Here is a 19,691-nt window from a genome sequence, read left to right as displayed (position 1 = left end):
ACCTCAGGGGGCCCGGATGTCTCGACTTGCAGCGTTGGCGGTGTCGATGGTCCTGCTCGCGGGGGCGAGTGTTGCGTGCGGGCAAGCCAATTCGCCGGCCGGCCACGGCCAGCATTCCGAAACGGTCACCACCAGCCCCGGTATGTCGGTCCCGACCGGCCCGGTCATCACGATCGAGGGCATGGGATTCGGCGCCCTCGGACCCGTCGCGCCGGGCACGGAGATCACGATCATCAACAACGACGAGGTCGAGCATTCGGTGACGTCGCGGACCAAGGGACTGTTCGACGTCCACGTCGAGGGTAAGCAGCGTGCGACGCTGACGGCGCCCCAGGAGCCGGGGGAGTACGCCTTCTACTGCCTCTATCACCCCGCGATGCTGGGCACGCTTACGGTGAAGTAGCCGCTCAACGGGTGGACCAGGCCACCGGCATCCGTTTGATGCCGTGAATGAACTGCGACTGCAGTCGGTCGGGTTCCTCGGTCACGACGATGTCCGGCAATTGGCGGTGCAGTTCCTCGAACGCCACGGTGATCTCGCGGCGCGCCAGGTTTGCTCCGAGGCAGAAATGTGCACCGCCGCCGCCGAATCCGAGATGGGGATTGGGGTGGCGGGTGACGTCGAACGTCCACGGATCGGCAAACTTCGACTCGTCCCGGTTCGCCGATCCGTACCACAGTGTCACCTTGGCCCCGGCGGGCAGCGGCGTCCCGCCGAGCACCGTGTCCTGGGTGACCGTGCGGCGCATGTAGCTCACCGGCGACGCCCAGCGCACGATCTCCTCCACCGCGGTGGGGGCCAATTCCTGGTACCGCGACCACCACTTCTCGCGCTGTTCGGGGAATCGGGTGAGTGCGAGCAGGCCGTGGCTGATGGCGTTGCGGGTGGTCTCGTTGCCCGCGACCACGAGCAGGATGAAGAAGGAGGCCACCTCCGCGGAGGTAAGTCGTTCGCCGTCGACCTCGGCCTGAACCAGGCTTGTCGTGAGGTCCTCGGTGGGCACCGCGCGTCGCTCATCTGCCAGCGCGGTCGCATACGCGCCGATGTCCATCGCCACCTTGAGGAACTCGTCGAAGTCGGTGGTCAGATCGGGATCGCCGAACCCGAGGATCACGTTGGTCCAGTGGAAGATCCGTTGATGGTCCGGCTCGGGGATGCCCATCATGTCGCAGATGATCTGCAGCGGTAGGGGACCCGCGAGTTCGGTGACGAGTTCGGCGGTGCCGTCGGGATTTCTCGCCACCATGTCGGCAACCAGTCGCCGGGCCCGATCACGGACGGAATCCTCGATGAGCGCCACCACCCGCGGCGTGAATGCGCTGCGCACGATGTTGCGCAGGCGGGTGTGGCGGGGATCGTCCATCACGATCATGGAACCGAAATACTCGGCCAGTTCCACTGTCTGGTCGCCGATGGTGATTCCCGACGCGGAGCTGAAGATCTCCGGATGACGACTGGCGTGGAAGACGTCGTCGTACCTGGTCACCGCCCAGTGCCCGGGGCTCTCGGGAAAACCGCCGAGGACGCATGCCGGGTGAAACGAGATCGGGTCCGCACGTCGCAGCGCGGCGAATGCTCCGTCGCGAATGTCGTCGTCCTCGCGCCAGAACTGCCACGATCCCAGATCGATCTCCGAGCGCGGCACGTCCGGAGGAGGTGCCCCATTGACCCGCGGTGCGATACCCACCCCGCCAGGTTAGAGCCGGAGCCGACCGGAGAACGCGTAACGCTCGGATCCGTCGCGGCGATACCCCCACCGGGGTGCACGTTCCGCCGCTCGGTCCAGCGGCGAGTTGCAAGGCGTTGCGGCGCCGGGCCATTGGGGGGATGGCCGGCGCCGGGGTCACGACTGTAGGAGGTCCAGGTATGAAACTGACCAGGTTCGTGGCGGCTGCGTTGACGGTCGGTGCGTTCGGAATAGGCGCTGCGGGGTTGGGGGTTCCGGTGGCGTCGGCATCGCCCGCTGTGCCGGTACCGCTCAAGCCGGGGCACGGCAACGACGACTGCTTCCCGTTCTGTGATGGCGGGCCGCCCGGCCATGACCGTGATTTCGACAATCGAGGGCGCGATTTCGGCAATCGTGGCCCTGATTTCGACCACCGCGATCACTGGGACGACAAGGGTCCCTGGTGGGCGAACAACCGGCACGACTGGTGGGATGACCGTAGAGGCCCGCCGCCGTGGGGTTGGGGCCCACCGCCGGCTATGCACTGGAACGGCGGACCGCTGCCGCCGACCGTGAACTACTGGGGTTACAACTTGAACCCGGTGTGGGACAACGGGTTCCGGCAGTGGGGCGTGTGGCTGTTCGGCGTCTGGATCCCGATCATCGGGGTTGGCGTGGGCTGATGCCCCACCGATAGGTACCAACGGCCGCGCCGTATGCCGGTCAGCCGCTCTCGCGGGTGCGGGCGTCACCGTCTTGATCGGAGTCATCCTGATCGTGGCGGACGATCCGGACCCGCCCGTGCGGCAGGCATGCGGCGTAGCCGTGGTACTTCCCGTACAGCTCCCACGAAGTGTGGCGTTCGTCGGGCCGGACATCGATCCGGTGGCCGTCGGAAAAACACAGGTGGAGGCTGCCGTCGTTCTCCCAATCGGCATGCGTGCAGCGTTGGCCGGCGAAATCGAACAGGGGCCGTACCTCGTTGCGAAGTGCGCGCGGATCGAGCGACACCACTTCGGGATCGTCGGCTCCGGTTGGCGGAAGCGTCAGTTCCAGCGGGACCGAGATGACCAGTTCGTTGTAGTCGTCGAGGTTGAGCACCAGGCCATCACGAAATGTGATCCGCTGGACCAAGCACCCTTGAATCCATTGTTCGCTCATTTTCTTACTCTGAACCGCAGACTGACCGGGCACAAGAGGCGCACCTTGGGTGTTACGTCCAATATGAATGGCATGGGACATCCTCGATGAAGGTCCGCTTCGGCGTGGGACTCGGCGCTGAAACCACCCCGGACGAACTGGGCGGCATCGTCGATCACCTGGAGAGTTCCGGGGTCGATTCGGTGTGGTTCTCCGAACTGGTCTACACCCCGGCAGTGGATCCGTTCGTCGGCATGGCCTACGCGCTGGCACGCACCCGGCGGCTCAAGGTCGGGACCTCGGTGGCGATCCTGCCGGGACGCCATCCGGTTCTGGTGGCCAAACAACTGGCATCTCTGGCGGCACTGGCGCCCAAGCGGGTGCTGCCCGCGTTCGGCCTGCATTCGGCACTGTCTCCCGAGCGGGACATCTTCGTCGTACCCGACGGCCGCCGGGCCGCGGTTTTCGACGAATCGCTGGACCTGCTGCGAGCAGCTCTGCGCGGCGGCGATGTGTCGTTCGAAGGGGAGTACTTCACGGTCCGCTCCGCGCAGGTTCAACCGGTACCGGCGACCCCGATCGACATCTGGCTGGGCGGGTCGGCGCCGGCGGCCCTTACCCGCATCGGCAAATTCGGCGACGGGTGGCTGGGCAGCTTCCTCACCGCCGACGAGGCGGCCGCAGCGCGCCGCCGCATCGAGGCTGAGGCGGTTGCCGCGGGCCGCACCATCGAGCCCGACCACTTCGGCATCAGCCTCGCCGTCGGGGACGGCGCGCTCCCGGCTGATCTGCTCGCCGCGGTCCGCCGCCGCAGACCAGACATCGACTCCGAGGAGCTGATCGCCGCGGACTGGCCCGATCTGCACCGCCAACTCGATCGCTACGTGGCCGCCGGCCTGACCAAGTTCGTGATCAGGGCGGCGGGTCCCGCCGACCGCGGTGCGTTCCTCGACCGGTTCGCCGCCGAACTGTTGCCGCGGCAGAACTGACGGGTGCGCAAAACTGCACACCGTTGAACTCTGATGTGCCTACCGCCGTGTCAGGGTTATGCGCACGCCGCACCTGTGCCTGCGCCCTGAGCGAAGGAGACGGTGCCATGAGGATGCGACTCGCGCGGTTGCACCTGGCGTTCACACCCGGCCTGCTGGGCCTGCTGTCCGCGGTCGCGATGGTGTTCGCACTGGTCGCGGCGCCGGCAGCGGCCGCCGACGACCGGCTGCAATTCACCGGCACCACCTTGTCGGGTGCCCCGTTCAACGGGTCGAGCCTGGCCGGGCGGCCCGCCGTCCTGTGGTTCTGGACGCCGTGGTGCCCGTTCTGCAACGCCGAGGCGCCGTCAGTGAGTCAAGTTGCCGCGGCCAACCCGCAGGTCAGCTTCGTAGGCATCGCGGCGCACTCCGATGTCGGAGCCATGCAGGGGTTCGTCGACAAGTACCACCTCAATTTCCCCAATCTCAATGACGCCGACGGGTCGATCTGGGCCCGCTACAACGTGCCCTGGCAGCCCGCCTACGTCTTCTACCGGGCCGACGGGTCATCGACGTTCGTCAACAACCCGACGTCGGCGATGCCGCAGCAGGAGCTGGCCGATCGGGTCGCGGCCCTGAAGAGCTAAGTCACCGGCGTGCCAGACAACCTGGTGGGGTTGGCGTTCGGCGCCGGACTCGTCGCGGCACTCAACCCCTGTGGGTTCGCCTTGTTGCCCGGGTACCTCGCGCTGGTGGTGCGGGGCACCTCGCCGCATGGACCGCTGCCGGCGCTGGGCCGGGCGCTGGTCGCCACCCTGGTGATGACCGCCGGATTCGTCGCGGTGTTCGGCACATTCGGGCTGCTCACGGTCGCGGCCGCGAGCACGGTCCAGCGCTACCTGCCGTACGTCACGTTGCTCATCGGTGTCATCCTGATCGTTCTCGGCGGCTGGCTGCTGGCCGGTCGCCGGCTCGGGTTGCTACTGCCCGACGCTGTGGCGGGCCACACCGGTTGGGCGCCGACCGCACGACTCGGCTCGATGGCCGGTTACGGCGTCGGGTACGCGCTCGCGTCACTGTCGTGCACCGTGGGACCGTTCCTGGCGGTCACCGGCGCAACTCTGGAATCGAATACGGCACTGCATCGGCTGGCGGTGTTCGCCGCGTACGCGGCGGGTTTCGCCCTCGTCGTCGGCGTGCTGGCCGTCGCCACGGCGCTGGCCGGCACGGTGGTGGTCGACCGGTTGCGACGCGTCATTCCCTACGTCAGCCGGATCAGCGGAGCGCTGTTGATCGTCGTCGGCGCCTACGTCGCGTACTACGGCTGGTACGAGATCCAATTATTCAGTGCCGGAGGCAATCCCGAAGATCCGGTGATCGCCGCCGCCGGGCGCTTGCAGGGCACGCTCGCGGGGTGGGTGCACCGGCACGGGGCGTGGCCATGGCTGATGGCACTGGTGGCCCTGGCCGTGGCAGGAATGGTGGCGCGGACGGCGGTACGGGCGCGGTCCGCTCAGCGATCGAAATCGGACTCGTCGTCCAGCGGCACCCCGATCGCCTGATCGATCAGATCGGCTTCGGTGGCGTCGGCATCGGTTGAGATCCGTACCCGCCGCAGATCCGACATCGCGTCGTCCTCATCGTCGACACCGACCGGTATCAGTTGTTCGACGACATCGGCCTCCGGGGCGTCGTCATCGAAACCGTCGTCGAAGTCGTCACCGTTGGCGTGCGTCATAATTGCCCCCTCACCGACCGGCATCGCCGTCCATACCGATTGTGCTACCCGTGAACTGGCGTTTCAACGTGAATTTCCGGCCGTTCAGCGCGCGGGCGGCCCTGCCGGGGTCTGGGTGGCGTCACGCCGCCGGGCGGCCATGCCCGCCAGCGCCTCGAACACCACCCGGTGCGCGGCGTTCACCGTGAGTTCGGCGTGGTCGTAGGCCGGGGCCACCTCGACGACGTCGACCCCGGCCACGTCGTGGGTGCGGCACAGCTCACGCACCATCCGCAGCAGGTCGGCACTGGTGATACCGCCGGGCTCCGGGGTGCCGGTGCCCGGTGCGTGCGCGGGGTCGAGAACGTCGATGTCGACTGACACATAGAGCTTTTCGGCCTTGTCCAAGGCTTCGGCGACCGCATCGGCCATCACCTCCTTGAATCCGCGGTCCCAGATCTCCTGCATGGTGTGCCAGGTCATGCCCTGCTCGAGCATCCATTCGAACGTGTCCTGCGGCGGCCAGTAACCCCGCAGGCCGACCTGGACGAAATGGGTGCCGGGCACCGCACCGGATTCGATGAGCCGACGCATCGGGGTGCCGTGGCTGGCCAGGTTTCCCTCGATGTTGTCGGCTGTGTCGGCATGCGCGTCGAAGTGCACGATTCCGACGTTGCCGTATCCGTGCACGTCGGCCACCGCGGTCGCCGACGGCCAGGTGATCGAATGATCGCCGCCGAGCACCACGGGAACGATGCCGCGCGAGGCCACCGCGTGGACCCGCTCGCGGATGTTGGCGTGGGATACCTCGGTCTGACCGTGTGGGCAGTACGCGTCGCCGAAATCGACCACTTCGAGCCAGTCGAAGATCTCCAAGCCGAGGTCGAGGTGGTAAGTGCCCGGTTCATAGGCCGTGGCCCGAATCGCCCGGGGACCGAACCGGGCACCTGGACGGTTCGTCGTCGAAATGTCGAACGGCGCACCGACGATCGCCACATCGGGCTGCCAGGCGTCGAGTTGGGCCGTCTCGGTCAGGATTGGGCGGTGCCCGAATGAGACCATGCCCGAGTGCGGCAGACCGAGTTGCTCGGCCATGCCGGGCGGCAACTCACGCTGCGGACCGTGATCGTGCTGATCGGCCATGAGCAGACATTACCGCCGAGGGCGGCACGGCACGCTCGGGTCGAAAGATTCATTGGCCGGCAACGGAACTGAGCGCTGCGCGAACACCTTCGGGGACTTCTCGCTTGGACCAGTCGCCGGTTGAGACGACGACGTAGACATTGCTGCCGCACACCCGTGGCTGCTCGTCACCGGCGGAGTCGGTGCCCAGCACCGTGAAGCCCAGGGTGAAGCTGGTGGTACCGATGCGCTCGCACCGCACGGCGATCCGCACCGACTCCCGCCACCGGACCGGCGCCCGGAAATCGATCTCGGTATGCACCACCTGCATGTCGAGGCCATCGGCGATCAGGTCGGCATAACTCACCCGCAGGTGGTCGAACAGCCCGGTACATGCCTCGTCGAACCAGGTGAGGTAGTGGCCGTTGAACACCACACCCTGCTGGTCGATCTCGGCGTAACGCGGAACGATGCCGAAGCTGTACTGGGTCACGTGAGCACTCCGATGCCGGCGGGTCTGCCGCTCCACGGTAACGGGAGGTGCCGCGGCCCGGACTTTCGCGGGTGCGGTCCGCAGGAGAGACTGATGTGGTGAAGCTGGTGACCCTCGACGACATCGACGCCGCGGCCCGGCGGATCGACTCCGACATCGTGCGAACCCCGCTGCTGGCGGCCGGATGGGGCGACCCCGGTCGGCCGTTGTGGCTCAAGCCCGAGAATCTGCAACCGATCGGCGCCTTCAAGATCCGCGGTGCGTTCAACGCGCTGGGCCGGCTCGATCCCGGCGTACGGGCCAGGGGAGTGGTGGCCTACTCCAGCGGCAATCATGCTCAGGCGGTGGCGTATGCGGCTGCGGCCTATGGCGTTGCCGCCCACATCGTGATGCCCGAGGAGACGCCGGCCGTGAAGGTGCAGGCCACCCGGGATCGCGGGGCGCAGGTGGTGTTGTGTGGGGCCGGGCAGCGTGAATCGGTTGCCGCCGAACTGGTCGAGCGCACCGGCGGTGTGCTGGTGCCACCGTTCGACCACCCTGACGTGATCGCCGGCCAGGGCACCATCGGGTTGGAGATCGCGCAGGATCTACCGGATGTCGCATCCGTATTCATCCCGATCAGCGGCGGTGGCTTGGCCTCGGGTGTGGGCACCGCGGTCCGGGCGTTGTGCCCGCGGGCCAGGATCTTCGGCGTCGAGCCGGAACTCGCCGCAGACACCGCGGAGGGCCTGGCCGCCGGTCACCGAGTGGACTGGTCTGTGGCGCAACGTAATCGGACCATCGCCGACGGACTGCGCTCGACGCCGTCAGCATTGACGTTCGCCCATCTGCAACGTGTGATCGACGATGTCATCACCGTGACCGAGGACGAGATCCGTGCAGCGGTGCGAGAACTCGCGCATCGCGCGCACTTGGTGGCCGAACCCAGCGGTGCGGTGGCGCTGGCGGGCTACCGGAATGCAGCGGCGCCACCGGGGCCCGCGGTCGTGATCGTCTCGGGCGGCAACATCGAGCCACCGCTGCTGGCCGAGATCTTGTCTCAGTGAACCCCTTCCATCAGCCGGCTGATCCGCGGTGACATCAGCAGAACCACGACACCGACGCTGATCGCCAGCGCCCCGAGTACGCCGAAGTAGGCGAACTCGTGTGCGGGATCGTAGCGCTGCGCGAGCACGCCCGACATCGCCGTACCCAGGCCGACCGAGAAGAAGAACAGCGCCATCATCTGAGCCCGGAATGCCTCTGGCGCAAGCTTTGTCGTCACCGAGAGGCCGATCGGCGACAGCAGGAGTTCAGACACCGCGAACACCACCATGATGCCGGCCACCAGGAGTGCGGGCACCACCTTGCCGGTGGACGGTGCCATCGGCAGGAACAGCAGGAAAGCCGCGCCCATGCCGATCACGCCGTAGGCGAACTTGCGCGGAGTGGTCGGTGCCCGGTTGCCCAGCCGGGTCCACAGGATCGCGAACAACGGGGAGAGCAGGATGATCCAGACGGGTTCGATCGACCCGATCCAGCTCGACGGTGCGGTCCAGCCGAAGACGGACCAGTTGACGCGTTCGTCGGAGTAGACCGCCAGCACTGTGAAGGTCTGCTGGAACAGCGACCAGAACACCGCGTTGGCGATGAACAGCGGGATGAAGGCACGGACCCGGATGCGTTCGGTTTCGGACACCTTGGCGCTGGTCAACATCACCACGAAATACATCACCGAGGCCACGACGATGACCCCGGTGGTGAACTGGGACAGGTTGGCCAGCTCGACCACGTGCATCGCGAACAGCGCCGTCACGGCCACGGCCAGTGCGGCGACGATGCCGATGACCTTACCGATTGCCTGGGGCGGCAACGGGTTTGCCACGATGCGTCCGTGGTCGCCGAGATTGCGGCGGAACCACACGTACTGTGTGAGGCCGAGCGCCATGCCGACGGCCGCGGCGCCGAACCCGTAGTGAAAGCCGACTCGGGTCTGCAACAGTCCCGTGGCCAGCGGCCCGACGAAGGCGCCCAGATTGATTCCGAGGTAGAACAAGGTGAATCCGCCGTCGGCGCGCGGGTCGTCCTTGTCGTAGAGCGTGCCCAGCAGCGAGGACGCGTTGGCCTTGAGCGCGCCGGATCCCAGGGCGACCAGCACCAGGCCGACGCCGACCCCGGACATGCCCGGAACGACCGCGAGTGCGATGTGGCCCGCCATCACCACCACCCCGCCGTAGAACACCGTGCGTTCCATGCCCAGCAGGCGATCGGCGATCCACGCGCCCAGGACGGTTGACAGGTACACCAGTCCTCCATAGGCGCCGACGATGCCGGTGGCGGTGCTCTTCGGCAACCCCAGGCCGCCGTCGGCTGCCATGTAGTACAGGTAGTAGCCGAGGATGGTGAGCATCCCGTAGAACGAGAAGCGCTCCCACAATTCCACCCCGAACAGGTTCGCCAATCCGATGGGATGGCCGAAGAACGTGCGGTGGCGTGGTGAGTCCTGCCCTTGCTGCATGGGCCATAACCTTGCCACGGGAGCGGTCCGGTCGGTCGAAATTGACGGCGTCAGCGGCAAACCGGAACGCCGTTGTGTACTGGCGCTTCTGTGGCACAGCACATTTCGTCGCGGGTCGGATGCGGGCATCGAAGGTGCAGGGGATGGATACGATGCTGCCACCCGGTAATGTCATCGTGAAACGTTGGGACGATGGCCACACTTTCGGGGGTGCATGTGGAGGCGGTGCTCGGTGTTTCGTTGACACCGTCCACCGTCGGTCTGGTCCTGCTCGAGGGCAGCGAGGCTGACGGGGCGACCATCGACCACGACGCCTTCGACATTCGCGGCTATACGCCATCACGAACCGGCGAGATCTGCGCTGATGTGGTATCCGCGGTTCGGCGCGCCGAAAAGGTTGCGGCAGAACATGGTCGGCGGCTGACAACGATCGGTGTCACGTGGAGTTCGGGCGCAGGCGCCGAGGCCGCGGTGCTGCTGAAAAAGGTGGCCGAGGCCGGGTACGCCTCCGTGGTTCCGGTTCGGCTGCCGCAGGCCACGGATGCGCTCGCGCATCGCATCGCCGGCATCGTCGGATTCGACACGACCGGCGTATGCGTCCTGGAACCCGATGTCGTGCAGGCAATGACGGTCCGTGACGGCACTCCCGTGCAGACGACGGTCAGCCGGGGGATCGAGACCGTGGCAGGCCTGACCACCTGGCTGTCCGACACGTTCGACGCGGCTGATCCACGTCCCGATGCGCTCGTGGTGGTGGGCTCTGCCGTCGATCTGGACTCGGTGCTGCCGAAGCTGGAACAGGCCCTGGCGGTGCCGGTGTTCACGCCCGCCGAACCCGGATTGCCGTTGGCCCGGGGCGCCGCGCTGGCTTCGGTGCGCCGGGGCCGGACGCCGGCCGACAACGGCATGGCCCCGGCCGGGTGGCGCTGGCCCGCTACGCAATTGACCCCGCTGGCAATATTGCTCGGCGGAGTGCTGGCCTTCGGAGTGTCGCTGGCGCTGGCAGTGGGTCAGCAGCTGCTGCCGGGTTCAGAGCCGACTCCGCATCGGAGCACCCGTCCGGTGGTGAGTACGTCGGGCGACTCGGCCGTCGTGCACCAGCCGCCCGCGGCCGCCACCCCCGCGCCGTCCGAGGTGCCGCCGATGCTGGAGCCGGTGGAGGACGTCGCGCCGGAATACGTCATCGGCGAAAGTGTCACGGCCCCATCTGAGAACACCGTATTGCCGGACGGGCAGCTCGCGCCTCCCGGCTCCGAGCTGGAGCTGGTGCCACCGGAGCAGTCACCGCAGACGCCCGAGCACGTCCCCGGTGCCCCTCCGCCCGAAGCGGGACAAGAATCCCCGCCCGCAGGCCAGGCCCCGCCGACCGAGACCATGGTGTCGCCGGCACCGTCCCCGACATCGGAGGCACCTCCGCCGGCGCCGGCATCCGAGGTTCCGACGCCTCCGCCGAGTGCGCCGCCAGAGGCGGCACCGATACAACAGACGGCTGCGCAGGCTCCGGCGACAGAACCTACGGCACCCATGCCGGAGCCCTTACCCTCCGAGGCTCAGTTACCTGCGCCCGATCCCGCCGCGCCCTGATCGCTGTGACGTTGCTGAGATCCGCGCGAGTTCGTCAATGCTGCGGTGAAACGTTCTGACGCATCGCGTCGATGTGTTCACCATGGGCAACTCATCGCGCTACCGCCGACACCGATTCGCCGCCGTCACGCTGCGCCTGAAAGGTACAGTCCCGGCGAGCACCTACACTGGTGGAATGCTGAGCGCCCCATCGTCGTCATTCGGAACCGTTCGAGCGTCGGTACTGAAAGTGTTTGCGGCGATTGGTGTCGCCACCCTGGCCGCGGCGAGCACGGTCAATGTCGCATCGGCTGCGGTGAGCACGCCCGAGCCTGGGGCGACGATCGAGCCTGCCGCCGGTTCGGTGGTCGGTGTCGCCATGCCGCTGACCGTGACCTTCGACAACCCGGTGACCGACCGCAGCGCGGCGCAGCGCAGCTTGCAGATCAGCTCACCGCACACTCCCACAGGCACATTCACCTGGCTCAGCGATGACGTGATGCAGTGGAAGCCCGATCAGTTGTGGCCGGCTCACTCGAAGATCTCCGTGTCGGCCGGCGGCGCCAAGACCAGCTTCGAGACCGGGTCCGAGGTGCTCGGCGTCGCCGACATCGACGCTCACACGTTTACCGTCAGCATCGACGGCGCGGTGGCCCGTACCATGCCGGCCTCGATGGGCAAGCCCAAACACCCGACGCCGATCGGCACCTTCAGCGCATTGTCCAAAGAGCCTGTCGTGGTGATGGATTCGCGAACCATCGGGATTCCGCTGAGCGACCCTGAGGGGTACAAGCTCACCGTGTACGACGCGGTCCGCGTGACCTGGGGTGGTGTCTACGTGCATGGAGCCCCCTGGTCGGTGGGATCCCAGGGATATGCGAACGTCAGCCACGGCTGCATCAATTTGAGCCCTGACAACGCCGATTGGTACTTCAACACCGTGCACCTGGGCGATCCTATTGTCGTGCAGGCGTAGCCGCGTGCAGGTTCTTCGACGTCGGTGAGGTCGACACCGTCGCCGGGTCGGGGTAGGTCCCCAGTACGCGGTCGGCGGTTCCGGCGGTGGTGACGGTGAACCAGTAGTGCTCGTTCTTGTAGTGGTGCTGGCGGTGGTTACGCCAAACCGCGCGGTATACGCGGTTTTTCGGCTTGTAGTCGCTGTGGATCAGATAGTGGCACCACTCGTAGGACAGACCCAGCACCGTCAGGACCGACAGGAATGTCAGTCCCAGGCCGAGGCGAGGGAATGCCAGCAGTGCGACGGCCATTGCGACGGGCAGGATCCACAGCAGAGCCCGCCACGGTATGAAGATCAGCGGGATGTCGCGCGGGTCGACGTGGTGCAGGCGGTGGTCACGGGCCAGCACCGAATCCAGTGTGATCCGGCCGAACCTCCTTGGCCGCCAGTGCAGTACGAGAACGTGGACGATCCATTCGAAGAACGGAAATGCCGCGAGCATCCCTGCGGGCACGAGTACATCGGTGAATTGCCAGTCCCCGGCCGCGCACCGCGCGGCGACGCTGCCGACCAGCGCGGTGCCGAGCATCCAGGGGGAGGGGTGTCTGACGAATTCCCGTGCCGCGTCACCCAATGTGAAAACGTTGCGCGTCATCGGTTTTCCTCCAGCGCCTCGAGGGCGCCCATGAGCGCGTTGGTGGCCGGTTCCAGCAGGTCCTGAGCGGCCGCGCGGGCAGCCGCCGGGTCACCAACTTCGATTGCCTCCACGATCCGCCGGTAGGCGTCCGGACGGCCGACCTCGGCGGCCATCATGGTGGCCAACGCCGGCAGCGCGGGCTCGTAGGTCTGCCGAAGGGTGTTGTACATCAAGCGGAATGCGATCGAGTCCGCTCCGTCGACAACCTGGTCCCAGAAGGTGAGCGCCTGGCGCTGCTTTTCCACCGGATCCGGTTCGGCCGCCAGGGCATCCACGGTGCGGCCGAGTTGGGCTGTGAGATCGGCCTGGGCTCGCTCGGCGGCCAGCTCAGCGACCTTGGGGCCGTTGTGCAGGCGGGTTTCCAGGATGCTGCGGACCACGCTGACGTCGAGTTCGCCTGCGCGCAACAGCAGTCGGGGCAACAGGTCGAGGCCGGCATGCTTGCGGAAGTCCCGCACTGTGGTGGAGTCGCCTTGCCGAACCTCTACCAGGCCGGCCTCGGTCAGTCGCTTGATCGCCTCGCGTACGGCCGGGCGGGACACCCCGAGCACCTCGGCCAGGCGGCGTTCGCTGGGTAGCGGTTCGCCGGGCTGTATCTCGCCGCTGAGCACTTCGGCAACGATCTGCTCGAAGACGTCCTCGGGTACGGATCGGCGGTTGACCGGTTGTAGCGCCATGCGGCCATGTTGCCTGTCCGACGGTCAGAGGTCAAGTGGTAAGACCAATGGCATCAGCGCAGTGCGGCGGCGGTCTCGGCGTCCGCCGGCAGAAATGCCTCGATGCTCAGCTCCGCGGCGGTGAGGTCCAGCGCGGTGCCGAACGTCGTGACGGTGCTCAGGAAGGTCAGCACGGTGCCGTGAGGCGAGGTCAGTTCCAGTGGAACCACCACACCGCCGAGATCGCGGACCGGTTCCATGCCTCCCGGGTAGGACTCGACCTCGGCGAGGAGGCCGGCCAGTTCGGCTGATCCGCTCACTGTGACCTCGCGGCGCAGCCGGCTGATCAGGTGGTGGCGCCATTCCGCCAGATTTCGGATGCGCGGGGCCATGCCCTCGGGATGCAGGGTGATCCGAAGCGCATTGGGCTGGGCCAGTAGATGCGGTGCGACGCCGTCCAACATGACCGCGGTACCGGCGTTGGCCTGCAACAGGTTCCAGGTGCGATCGACGACCACGCAGGGAAACGGGTCGTAGGCGTCCAAAACCTGGGTTACGCCGTCGCGCACGGCGGTCATCTCGGGATCGTCCAGCCTGCGTTCGGCGTATACCGGTGCCAGTCCGGCGGCCAGCAGCAGTTGGTTCTGGTCTCGTAACGGCACCTCGAGGGCTTCGGCAAGCCGCAGAACCATGGTCCGACTCGGCACCGAGCGCCCCGTCTCGATGAAGCTGAGGTGACGCGCCGACACATCGGCTTCGATGGCCAGGTCGAGTTGACTGATCCGGCGGCGCAACCGCCAGTCGCGCATCAGTGAGCCGATGGGTGTCTGGGTCGTCGCACTCGTCACCGTCCGAGTCTCACTCACACGACGCGAGATAACCACTACCTCAAGGGTAATTGCAGTGGCTACCTGATCCGCGTCACCGTGGAGTACGTCCCTACCAAGGAGGCAAGGATGCGTAAGCCACCTCAGGCGCCCCCGTCGATACCGCGTTGGCTGCACTTCGTGATGGCGGCCGACCGGGCCGGGTCGGCCGCCTACATCGGAACGGGGTTCTTCTTCGCGCCGGTGCTCGCTCTGGCGTCGCCGTGGCCCACGCTGACAACGGTGCTCTGGATCGCGATCGCGCTTGCCGGCCTGTGGCTCGGCCTGCTCGGCATCGCGATGGCAACCGGTCTGGCGATCGTGCTGCGGTCGAACACCGAAATCCCGGAGGACTACTGGCGATCCATCATCGACTATCCGAGTGGCCGCGGTAATCCACCTGCCAGTGCTTGATGCCGTTCAACCAGCCCGACCGCAGCCGTTCCGGCGCCGAGATCGGGGTCAGGTCGGGCATCACGTCGGCGATCGCGTTGAAGATCAGGTCGATGGTCATCCTGGCGAGGTTGGCGCCGATGCAGTAGTGCGCCCCGGTGCCACCGAAACCCACGTGCGGGTTGGGGTCCCGCAAGATGTTGAAGCTGTACGGGTCGTCGAACACGTCCTCGTCGAAGTTCGCCGAGCGGTAGAACATCACCACCCGCTGGCCCTTCTTGATCGGCACACCGGCGAGTTCGGTGTCCTCCAACGCGGTGCGCTGGAATGACGTCACCGGGGTGGCCCACCGCACGATCTCGTCAGCGGCGGTGCCGGGGCGCTCCCGCTTGAACAACTCCCATTGGTCGGGGTGATCGGCAAACGCCATCATTCCCTGGGTGATCGAGTTGCGGGTCGTCTCGTTGCCCGCCACCGCGAGCAGGATGACGAAGAAACCGAACTCGTCGTCGGAGAGCTTGTGTCCCTCCACGTCGGCCTCCAGGAGCTTGGAGACCAGATCCTCGCCGGGGTTCTTCGTCCGCTCGGCCGCCATCTGCATCCCGTACATGATCAACTCGACCGAGGCGCTGATCGCATCGTTGGACGCGAACTCCGGGTCCTGGTCTCCGACCATCTGATTGGACCAGTCGAACAGTTTCTTGCGGTCCTCCTGCGGCACACCCATGAGTCCTGCGATCGCCTGCAGCGGCAGTTCGCACGACACCTGCTCGACGAAATCCCCGGAGCCTTCGGCGGCGGCCGCCTCCACGATCGCGCGGGCCCGCTCGGCCAGGTCGGCGCGCAGGCGTTCGACCGCCCGTGGTGTGAAGGCCCGCGAGATGATCTTGCGCAGGTGCGTGTGATGCGGGGCGTCCATGTTCAGCATCACGAACTTGCCCTGGTCGATCTGCTGCTGGACGGTGCCCTCCCGATAGCGCGGCAGGGCGGTCTTCTCCTGGCTGGAGAACACGTCACTGCGAAGCGACACCTCTTTGACGTCCTTGTGCTTGGTGACGACCCAGAACCCGCCGTCGTCGAACCCCCCTTGGCCCACCGGCTGTTCGTTCCACCAGATCGGAGCCAGCTTGCGCATCTCCGCGAGTTCCTCGACAGGCAGCCGTTCGGCGTAGATGTCGGGATCGGTGAAGTCGAATCCGGGTGGAAGTTTCAGAGTCGGCATGACGTGGGCACTCCTCGCGACGACGTTGTGTAGTGGCGTAAGCCATTGCTACACCACAGGTGGGGCCCCATGGAGTGGGTTTCGGAAACTCCGACATCGTTGGTATTGGAACGTGTTCCGATTTGTCCTCTGTAACGATTGAACGAGCGCAACGATGCACTCAGCGTTACCATCTGTCCCTGGAGCAACAGCAGGAAGGCCAACGCGATGAGTGTCGACATTCGAAGGTTCACGTCCGTCTTGGCGTGGAGTGTGTCAGGGCCCATCATCGCGTTGTCGATGGCCGCCGCGGCGGCTGCCGAGCCGGCCAACCCAGCACCTGCTCCCGCGCCTGCGCCGGCACCTGCTCCCGGGTCGGCGGCTCAGGCCGCGGCCGGAGATCCGGCGGCGCCGGCTGCCGCGGCCCCGGTGGGAACCCCTCACCTGGCGAGCCCGGATGCCCTGCCGCCGGGGGCGACGATGGATCCCACTGGACAGGGAGCCGAAACCCCCAATCTGAGCTACCTCAAGGATCTGTGGCACGCCGTGCAGAACCAGGAGATCAGCGGCAAGGAAGCACTGGTACTCGGGCTCGCTCAGCGCGGCATGAACACGCCCGTGCCGGGCCAGGTGCCCGGTCCGAACGTTCCGATCGCGCCACAGGCGCCGGGGGAGGCACCGGTGTCCGCCGGACCGGGCGCTCCGGTTCCGTCCGTCGGCCCTGGTGGCGCCGTTGCGCCGGCCGGCCCTGGTGGTCCCGTTCCGGTAGCCGGCCCGGCCGGTCCGGTTCCGGCCCCGCCCGCGCCCCTGCCCTGACGGCCCACAGCGGGTTGATCAGGCCGGCACGCTGGCGACCGGAATCCGGTCGACCCGGGCGGGCACGTGCTTGTGCCACGGTGTGCCCGCGTACTCGTCGCGCCACTGTGACGAGGTGAGCTCGTTGGGTGCCACCCCTGGCGCGACGGCCCGCCCGTCGCCGTCGGTGTGATCCAGGCCGAACCCGTTGGGTAGCGAGATGTGCCCGGGCAGCATCGCGTCGCTGATCTCCACGGTGGCCTCCGCGCTGCCCGCCGCCGTCGTGATCCTGGCCCGGTCGCCGTCGTGCAGTCCGATGGTTTCGGCATCGTCGACGCTGATCCGCAAGGCGCCGTTGGTGTCTCGCTTGCGCCAGCCCGGGTCTCGGATGATGTCGTTGGCGGTGTAGGCGCGCCGCTCACCCGCGGACAGCACCATGGGGAACTCCTCGGTGGTCAGCGCCGTCGGCATGGTCGGCAGCGCCCCGACCGCGTCGAGCATCTCGGGCATGTCCAGCGCGATCTTGTGGTCCGGGTGGCTGATCAGGGCGAAGTCGTCCGGATATTCATGGACGGTGAACGTGAGCCCGGACCGGCGGGCAAGGATGGCCTCGAACAAGGCGTTGCCGTCGGCGTGCCCGGCACGGCGTACCGCGTCGGGGTAGGTCATCGCGGTCTTCTGGGCCAGGCCCCACAGCGCCGCGGCCCCGGCCAGGCCGTCCGGCAATACCGGTCCGAGCGTCTCGTACAGCACGTACGGCAGCACCCGCCCGAGCCCGGGATTGGCGCCCACCGCGCCGAGGAAGGCCGCGGCATAGGAGTCCAGCCCCTCCCGGGCGGCGCGCCGCAACGGGTCCAGCTCGGCGTCGTCGACCGTGCCGATGGCGCGGACCAGGCGTGCCCAGATCTCCGGTTCGGGCAGGGTTCCGGGCAGCGGCTCGAACAACGGGTGGCGCAAATGGAAGTTGTTGCGCGGGAATTCGAGATTGAAGAACGTCGCCTCGGGCTTCTCGAACTGATTGGCGGCGGGCAGCACATAGTCGGCCAGTCGTGCCGTCTCGGTCATCGCGACATCGATGACCACCAGTAGCTCGAGTGATTCGAGTGCCGCCCGCACCGCCGCCGAATCGGCGACCGAATGGGCCGGGTTGCTGCTCTCGACGATCATGGCGCGGAACCGGTCGGGGTGATCGGTGAGGATCTCCTGGGGTACCGCATTCGACGGCACCAGGCCGGCGATCACCGGGGCGCCGGTGACCGGACTACGGCCGACCCCGCCCGAGCCGAACAGCGGGGCGAACGACGAATGCAGGTGCTGCCCACCGGGTTTGGCGAAGTTTCCGGTGAGGATCCACAGCATCTTGTTGAGGTAGGAACACAGGGTGCTGTTGGGGGCCTGCTGGATGCCGAGATCCTCGAACACCGCCACGCTGCCGGCCGCGGCGATGCGGCGCACTGCCTGGCGCAGCAGCGATTCCTCGACACCGCACCGTGCGGCATAGTCGCCGATCGGCACCTGCCGGAGCGCGTCCCGGACCGGTTCGACACCGTTGACGTGCGCGGCCAGAAATTCCTCGTCGCACAGGTCTTCCTGCACCAGCACCGCGGCCATCGCGGCCAGGCACCAGGCGTCGGTGCCCGGCCGGACGCGCAGATGGAAGTCGGCGAGCTTGGCGGTGTCGGTGATCACCGGGTCGATGACGATCATCGCGCGGCCCGGATCCTTGGCGATCTCGTTGAGCACCACCCGGGCCCGTGGGAAACTCTGCGACATCCAGGGGTTCTTGCCCACGAACACCGAGACCTCGGCGTGCTCGAACTCACCGCGGGTATGCCCGCCGTAGAGGTGCGCATCGACCCACGCCTCACCGGTTTTCTCCTGCGCCAGGGCATTTGACCGGTACCGCGATCCGATCGCCTTGAGGAAGGCCCCGCTGTACGCGCCGCCGAGGTGATTGCCCTGCCCGCCACCGCCGTAGTAGAAGATCTTGTCCCCGCCGTGCTCGTCCCTGATGGCGAGGAACCCGGCCGCGATCTCGGAAATGGCGGTGTCCCAGCCGATCTCCTCATAGCTGCCGTCAGGACGACGGCGTAGCGGTGAGGTCAGCCGGTTGGCGTTGCTCTGGTAGTGGTCGAGTCTCAGTGCCTTGTTGCACGTGTAGCCCTGCGAGGCCGGGTGGTCCTTGTCGCCCCGGATCTTGGTGATGGCGCGGTCTTCCGTCTGGACCACGATCCCGCAGTTGCACTCGCAGAGGATGCAGGCGGTGGGCTGCCATTGGTCGACCGTCATGGCGGAATCCTTTCGGTGGACTTTCGGGTCCGGAAGGGGTCAGGGGATTTCTGCCGCCAGTTGCGCGCGCAGCCGGCGGTGGATCAGGTCGAGCGGTTTGACGTCGCGGGTCGCGCGCGCCACCACCACCGCACCTTCGATCGCCGTCATGATCAGCATCGCCAGTTCCTCGGCGCGCTCGGCGGAGACTCCGTCGTCCTGTAGTCGACGGGCGATTTGACCGGTCCAGCGGAGAAAGGCCGCCCCGGCGCGGTCGAGCGCCGCGGTTTCAGCGGCGCCGGGTTCGCCGGCCTCGACGGCAACCGCGACCACCGGGCACCCGGCGCGGAAGTCGCTGGCCGACAGTTGTTTCCGAAATCCGGCGATCATGGCGTCGAGCAACACCTCGGCGCTGTCGGCCCTGTCGATCCGGGCGGCCACCTGATCGCTAGCGAAATCGATTGCCTCGCAAAGGAGTTGGTTGCGTCCGCCGGGGAAGTAGTGATAGGCCGAGCCGCGCGGCGCGCCGCTGTGGGCCAGGACGTCGGCAATCGCGGTCGGGTGCGCACCGCGCTCCCGGATCAGCAATGCGGCCGAGGCCACCATGCGTTCACGAGGACCAGTCATCCGACGCCCTTTCACGGTCTATGTATGCAACCATACATAACCGCCGGACATGGGTCTATCCCT

The 19,691-nt window shown here is 67.1% G+C and carries 22 protein-coding genes; 10 read left to right on the top strand and 12 right to left on the bottom strand.

All coding sequences use genetic code 11. From position 1 onward, the window contains the following. The first annotated feature begins 16 nt into the window (after positions 1-16). The gene (locus ACZYZ7_RS06265; protein ID WP_450071628.1) at positions 17-403 is read left to right on the top strand and encodes a cupredoxin domain-containing protein; all 387 of its coding nucleotides are present in this window, start codon (positions 17-19) and stop codon (positions 401-403) included. A 4-nt stretch (positions 404-407) separates the two neighbouring features. On the opposite strand, the gene ACZYZ7_RS06260 is transcribed toward ACZYZ7_RS06265, so the two are convergent. Further along, positions 408-1,688 (bottom strand): cytochrome P450, encoded by a 1,281-nt coding sequence (locus ACZYZ7_RS06260; RefSeq protein ID WP_450071627.1) that lies wholly within the window; start codon positions 1,686-1,688, stop codon positions 408-410. Positions 1,689-1,867: 179 nt separating this feature from the next. On the opposite strand from ACZYZ7_RS06260, the gene ACZYZ7_RS06255 reads away from it, so the two are divergent. Then, complete coding sequence (locus tag ACZYZ7_RS06255; RefSeq protein ID WP_135454987.1) at positions 1,868-2,350, top strand: hypothetical protein; 483 nt, start codon at positions 1,868-1,870, stop codon at positions 2,348-2,350. Between the two features lie 40 nt (positions 2,351-2,390). Here ACZYZ7_RS06255 and ACZYZ7_RS06250 read toward each other — a convergent pair whose 3' ends face one another. Then, the gene (locus ACZYZ7_RS06250) at positions 2,391-2,828 is read right to left on the bottom strand and encodes a DUF6188 family protein (protein WP_135454985.1); all 438 of its coding nucleotides are present in this window, start codon (positions 2,826-2,828) and stop codon (positions 2,391-2,393) included. Between the two features lie 86 nt (positions 2,829-2,914). On the opposite strand from ACZYZ7_RS06250, the gene ACZYZ7_RS06245 reads away from it, so the two are divergent. The 3 genes from ACZYZ7_RS06245 to ACZYZ7_RS06235 all read left to right on the top strand — a co-directional run bounded on the left by ACZYZ7_RS06245 (position 2,915) and on the right by ACZYZ7_RS06235 (position 5,337). Continuing rightward, the gene (locus tag ACZYZ7_RS06245) at positions 2,915-3,796 is read left to right on the top strand and encodes a TIGR03854 family LLM class F420-dependent oxidoreductase (RefSeq protein WP_450071626.1); all 882 of its coding nucleotides are present in this window, start codon (positions 2,915-2,917) and stop codon (positions 3,794-3,796) included. A gap of 107 nt (positions 3,797-3,903) precedes the next feature. Next, complete coding sequence (locus ACZYZ7_RS06240; RefSeq protein WP_135454980.1) at positions 3,904-4,422, top strand: protein disulfide oxidoreductase; 519 nt, start codon at positions 3,904-3,906, stop codon at positions 4,420-4,422. A 9-nt stretch (positions 4,423-4,431) separates the two neighbouring features. Continuing rightward, positions 4,432-5,337, top strand: coding sequence for a cytochrome c biogenesis CcdA family protein (locus ACZYZ7_RS06235; RefSeq protein WP_450071625.1), 906 nt, complete (start codon positions 4,432-4,434; stop codon positions 5,335-5,337). Here the strand turns inward: ACZYZ7_RS06235 and ACZYZ7_RS06230 are convergent. From ACZYZ7_RS06230 to ACZYZ7_RS06220, 3 genes are all read right to left on the bottom strand, one after another. Further along, positions 5,289-5,513 carry a hypothetical protein gene (locus tag ACZYZ7_RS06230; protein ID WP_135454976.1) on the bottom strand — a complete coding sequence of 75 codons (225 nt, stop codon included), beginning with the start codon at positions 5,511-5,513 and terminating at the stop codon, positions 5,289-5,291. The genes ACZYZ7_RS06235 and ACZYZ7_RS06230 overlap by 49 nt on opposite strands. Before the next feature lie 84 nt (positions 5,514-5,597). After that, positions 5,598-6,587 carry an agmatinase gene (gene speB / locus ACZYZ7_RS06225; protein WP_450071753.1) on the bottom strand — a complete coding sequence of 330 codons (990 nt, stop codon included), beginning with the start codon at positions 6,585-6,587 and terminating at the stop codon, positions 5,598-5,600. A gap of 97 nt (positions 6,588-6,684) precedes the next feature. After that, positions 6,685-7,107: an acyl-CoA thioesterase gene (locus tag ACZYZ7_RS06220; protein ID WP_135454975.1), complete on the bottom strand. Its 423-nt coding sequence runs from the start codon at positions 7,105-7,107 to the stop codon at positions 6,685-6,687. A gap of 98 nt (positions 7,108-7,205) precedes the next feature. On the opposite strand from ACZYZ7_RS06220, the gene ACZYZ7_RS06215 reads away from it, so the two are divergent. After that, complete coding sequence (locus tag ACZYZ7_RS06215; RefSeq protein WP_450071624.1) at positions 7,206-8,153, top strand: threonine ammonia-lyase; 948 nt, start codon at positions 7,206-7,208, stop codon at positions 8,151-8,153. Here ACZYZ7_RS06215 and ACZYZ7_RS06210 read toward each other — a convergent pair. Further along, on the bottom strand, positions 8,147-9,604 hold the full coding sequence (locus ACZYZ7_RS06210; protein ID WP_450071623.1) for a peptide MFS transporter: 1,458 nt from the start codon (positions 9,602-9,604) through the stop codon (positions 8,147-8,149). The two genes, ACZYZ7_RS06215 and ACZYZ7_RS06210, sit on opposite strands and share 7 nt — an antisense overlap. 192 nt (positions 9,605-9,796) lie before the next feature. On the opposite strand from ACZYZ7_RS06210, the gene ACZYZ7_RS06205 reads away from it, so the two are divergent. Next, positions 9,797-11,188, top strand: coding sequence for a DUF7159 family protein (locus ACZYZ7_RS06205; protein ID WP_450071622.1), 1,392 nt, complete (start codon positions 9,797-9,799; stop codon positions 11,186-11,188). A 175-nt stretch (positions 11,189-11,363) separates the two neighbouring features. Further along, entirely contained in the window at positions 11,364-12,143 is a 780-nt protein-coding gene (locus ACZYZ7_RS06200; RefSeq protein ID WP_450071621.1) for a L,D-transpeptidase, read from the top strand. Here ACZYZ7_RS06200 and ACZYZ7_RS06195 read toward each other — a convergent pair. The 3 genes from ACZYZ7_RS06195 to ACZYZ7_RS06185 are packed head-to-tail and all read right to left on the bottom strand — an operon-like array spanning position 12,124 to position 14,287. Then, positions 12,124-12,780 carry a sterol desaturase family protein gene (locus tag ACZYZ7_RS06195; RefSeq protein ID WP_450071620.1) on the bottom strand — a complete coding sequence of 219 codons (657 nt, stop codon included), beginning with the start codon at positions 12,778-12,780 and terminating at the stop codon, positions 12,124-12,126. The two genes, ACZYZ7_RS06200 and ACZYZ7_RS06195, sit on opposite strands and share 20 nt — an antisense overlap. After that, positions 12,777-13,499 carry a FadR/GntR family transcriptional regulator gene (locus ACZYZ7_RS06190; protein WP_450071619.1) on the bottom strand — a complete coding sequence of 241 codons (723 nt, stop codon included), beginning with the start codon at positions 13,497-13,499 and terminating at the stop codon, positions 12,777-12,779. Before ACZYZ7_RS06190 ends, ACZYZ7_RS06195 begins: the two co-directional genes overlap by 4 nt. 53 nt (positions 13,500-13,552) lie before the next feature. Next, positions 13,553-14,287, bottom strand: a complete 735-nt coding sequence (locus tag ACZYZ7_RS06185) for a helix-turn-helix transcriptional regulator (RefSeq protein ID WP_135460074.1) — start codon at positions 14,285-14,287, stop codon at positions 13,553-13,555. Between the two features lie 147 nt (positions 14,288-14,434). On the opposite strand from ACZYZ7_RS06185, the gene ACZYZ7_RS06180 reads away from it, so the two are divergent. Continuing rightward, positions 14,435-14,758, top strand: coding sequence for a hypothetical protein (locus tag ACZYZ7_RS06180; RefSeq protein ID WP_450071618.1), 324 nt, complete (start codon positions 14,435-14,437; stop codon positions 14,756-14,758). Here the strand turns inward: ACZYZ7_RS06180 and ACZYZ7_RS06175 are convergent. Continuing rightward, positions 14,712-15,959, bottom strand: a complete 1,248-nt coding sequence (locus tag ACZYZ7_RS06175) for a cytochrome P450 (RefSeq protein ID WP_450071617.1) — start codon at positions 15,957-15,959, stop codon at positions 14,712-14,714. The two genes, ACZYZ7_RS06180 and ACZYZ7_RS06175, sit on opposite strands and share 47 nt — an antisense overlap. 252 nt (positions 15,960-16,211) lie before the next feature. Here ACZYZ7_RS06175 and ACZYZ7_RS06170 point away from each other — a divergent pair, with 252 nt between their 5' ends. Continuing rightward, positions 16,212-16,754: a hypothetical protein gene (locus ACZYZ7_RS06170; protein ID WP_450071616.1), complete on the top strand. Its 543-nt coding sequence runs from the start codon at positions 16,212-16,214 to the stop codon at positions 16,752-16,754. Positions 16,755-16,772: 18 nt separating this feature from the next. On the opposite strand, the gene ACZYZ7_RS06165 is transcribed toward ACZYZ7_RS06170, so the two are convergent. Further along, positions 16,773-19,022 (bottom strand): molybdopterin-dependent oxidoreductase, encoded by a 2,250-nt coding sequence (locus tag ACZYZ7_RS06165; RefSeq protein ID WP_450071615.1) that lies wholly within the window; start codon positions 19,020-19,022, stop codon positions 16,773-16,775. Positions 19,023-19,061: 39 nt separating this feature from the next. Continuing rightward, positions 19,062-19,628 (bottom strand): TetR/AcrR family transcriptional regulator, encoded by a 567-nt coding sequence (locus tag ACZYZ7_RS06160; protein WP_450071614.1) that lies wholly within the window; start codon positions 19,626-19,628, stop codon positions 19,062-19,064. Positions 19,629-19,691 lie beyond the last annotated feature (63 nt).

This window comes from Mycobacterium sp. IDUB_17, from assembly GCF_055419465.1.
The sequence above is the reverse complement of the archived record's forward strand: the minus strand, read 5'-3'. Positions and strand labels throughout refer to the sequence as shown.

Excerpts from the sequence above, each read along its gene's own strand:
- ACZYZ7_RS06160 (WP_450071614.1), bottom strand. The coding sequence starts at position 19,628 with ATGACTGGTCCTCGTGAACGCATGGTGGCCTCGGCCGCATTGCTGATC.
- ACZYZ7_RS06190 (WP_450071619.1), bottom strand. The coding sequence starts at position 13,499 with ATGGCGCTACAACCGGTCAACCGCCGATCCGTACCCGAGGACGTCTTC.
- ACZYZ7_RS06210 (WP_450071623.1), bottom strand. The coding sequence starts at position 9,604 with ATGCAGCAAGGGCAGGACTCACCACGCCACCGCACGTTCTTCGGCCAT.
- ACZYZ7_RS06250 (WP_135454985.1), bottom strand. The coding sequence starts at position 2,828 with ATGAGCGAACAATGGATTCAAGGGTGCTTGGTCCAGCGGATCACATTT.
- ACZYZ7_RS06240 (WP_135454980.1), top strand. The coding sequence starts at position 3,904 with ATGAGGATGCGACTCGCGCGGTTGCACCTGGCGTTCACACCCGGCCTG.
- ACZYZ7_RS06180 (WP_450071618.1), top strand. The coding sequence starts at position 14,435 with ATGCGTAAGCCACCTCAGGCGCCCCCGTCGATACCGCGTTGGCTGCAC.
- ACZYZ7_RS06200 (WP_450071621.1), top strand. The coding sequence starts at position 11,364 with ATGCTGAGCGCCCCATCGTCGTCATTCGGAACCGTTCGAGCGTCGGTA.
- ACZYZ7_RS06205 (WP_450071622.1), top strand. The coding sequence starts at position 9,797 with ATGGCCACACTTTCGGGGGTGCATGTGGAGGCGGTGCTCGGTGTTTCG.
- ACZYZ7_RS06230 (WP_135454976.1), bottom strand. The coding sequence starts at position 5,513 with ATGACGCACGCCAACGGTGACGACTTCGACGACGGTTTCGATGACGAC.
- ACZYZ7_RS06185 (WP_135460074.1), bottom strand. The coding sequence starts at position 14,287 with ATGCGCGACTGGCGGTTGCGCCGCCGGATCAGTCAACTCGACCTGGCC.
- ACZYZ7_RS06165 (WP_450071615.1), bottom strand. The coding sequence starts at position 19,022 with ATGACGGTCGACCAATGGCAGCCCACCGCCTGCATCCTCTGCGAGTGC.
- ACZYZ7_RS06175 (WP_450071617.1), bottom strand. The coding sequence starts at position 15,959 with ATGCCGACTCTGAAACTTCCACCCGGATTCGACTTCACCGATCCCGAC.
- ACZYZ7_RS06245 (WP_450071626.1), top strand. The coding sequence starts at position 2,915 with ATGAAGGTCCGCTTCGGCGTGGGACTCGGCGCTGAAACCACCCCGGAC.
- speB (WP_450071753.1), bottom strand. The coding sequence starts at position 6,587 with ATGGCCGAGCAACTCGGTCTGCCGCACTCGGGCATGGTCTCATTCGGG.
- ACZYZ7_RS06195 (WP_450071620.1), bottom strand. The coding sequence starts at position 12,780 with ATGACGCGCAACGTTTTCACATTGGGTGACGCGGCACGGGAATTCGTC.
- ACZYZ7_RS06265 (WP_450071628.1), top strand. The coding sequence starts at position 17 with ATGTCTCGACTTGCAGCGTTGGCGGTGTCGATGGTCCTGCTCGCGGGG.
- ACZYZ7_RS06255 (WP_135454987.1), top strand. The coding sequence starts at position 1,868 with ATGAAACTGACCAGGTTCGTGGCGGCTGCGTTGACGGTCGGTGCGTTC.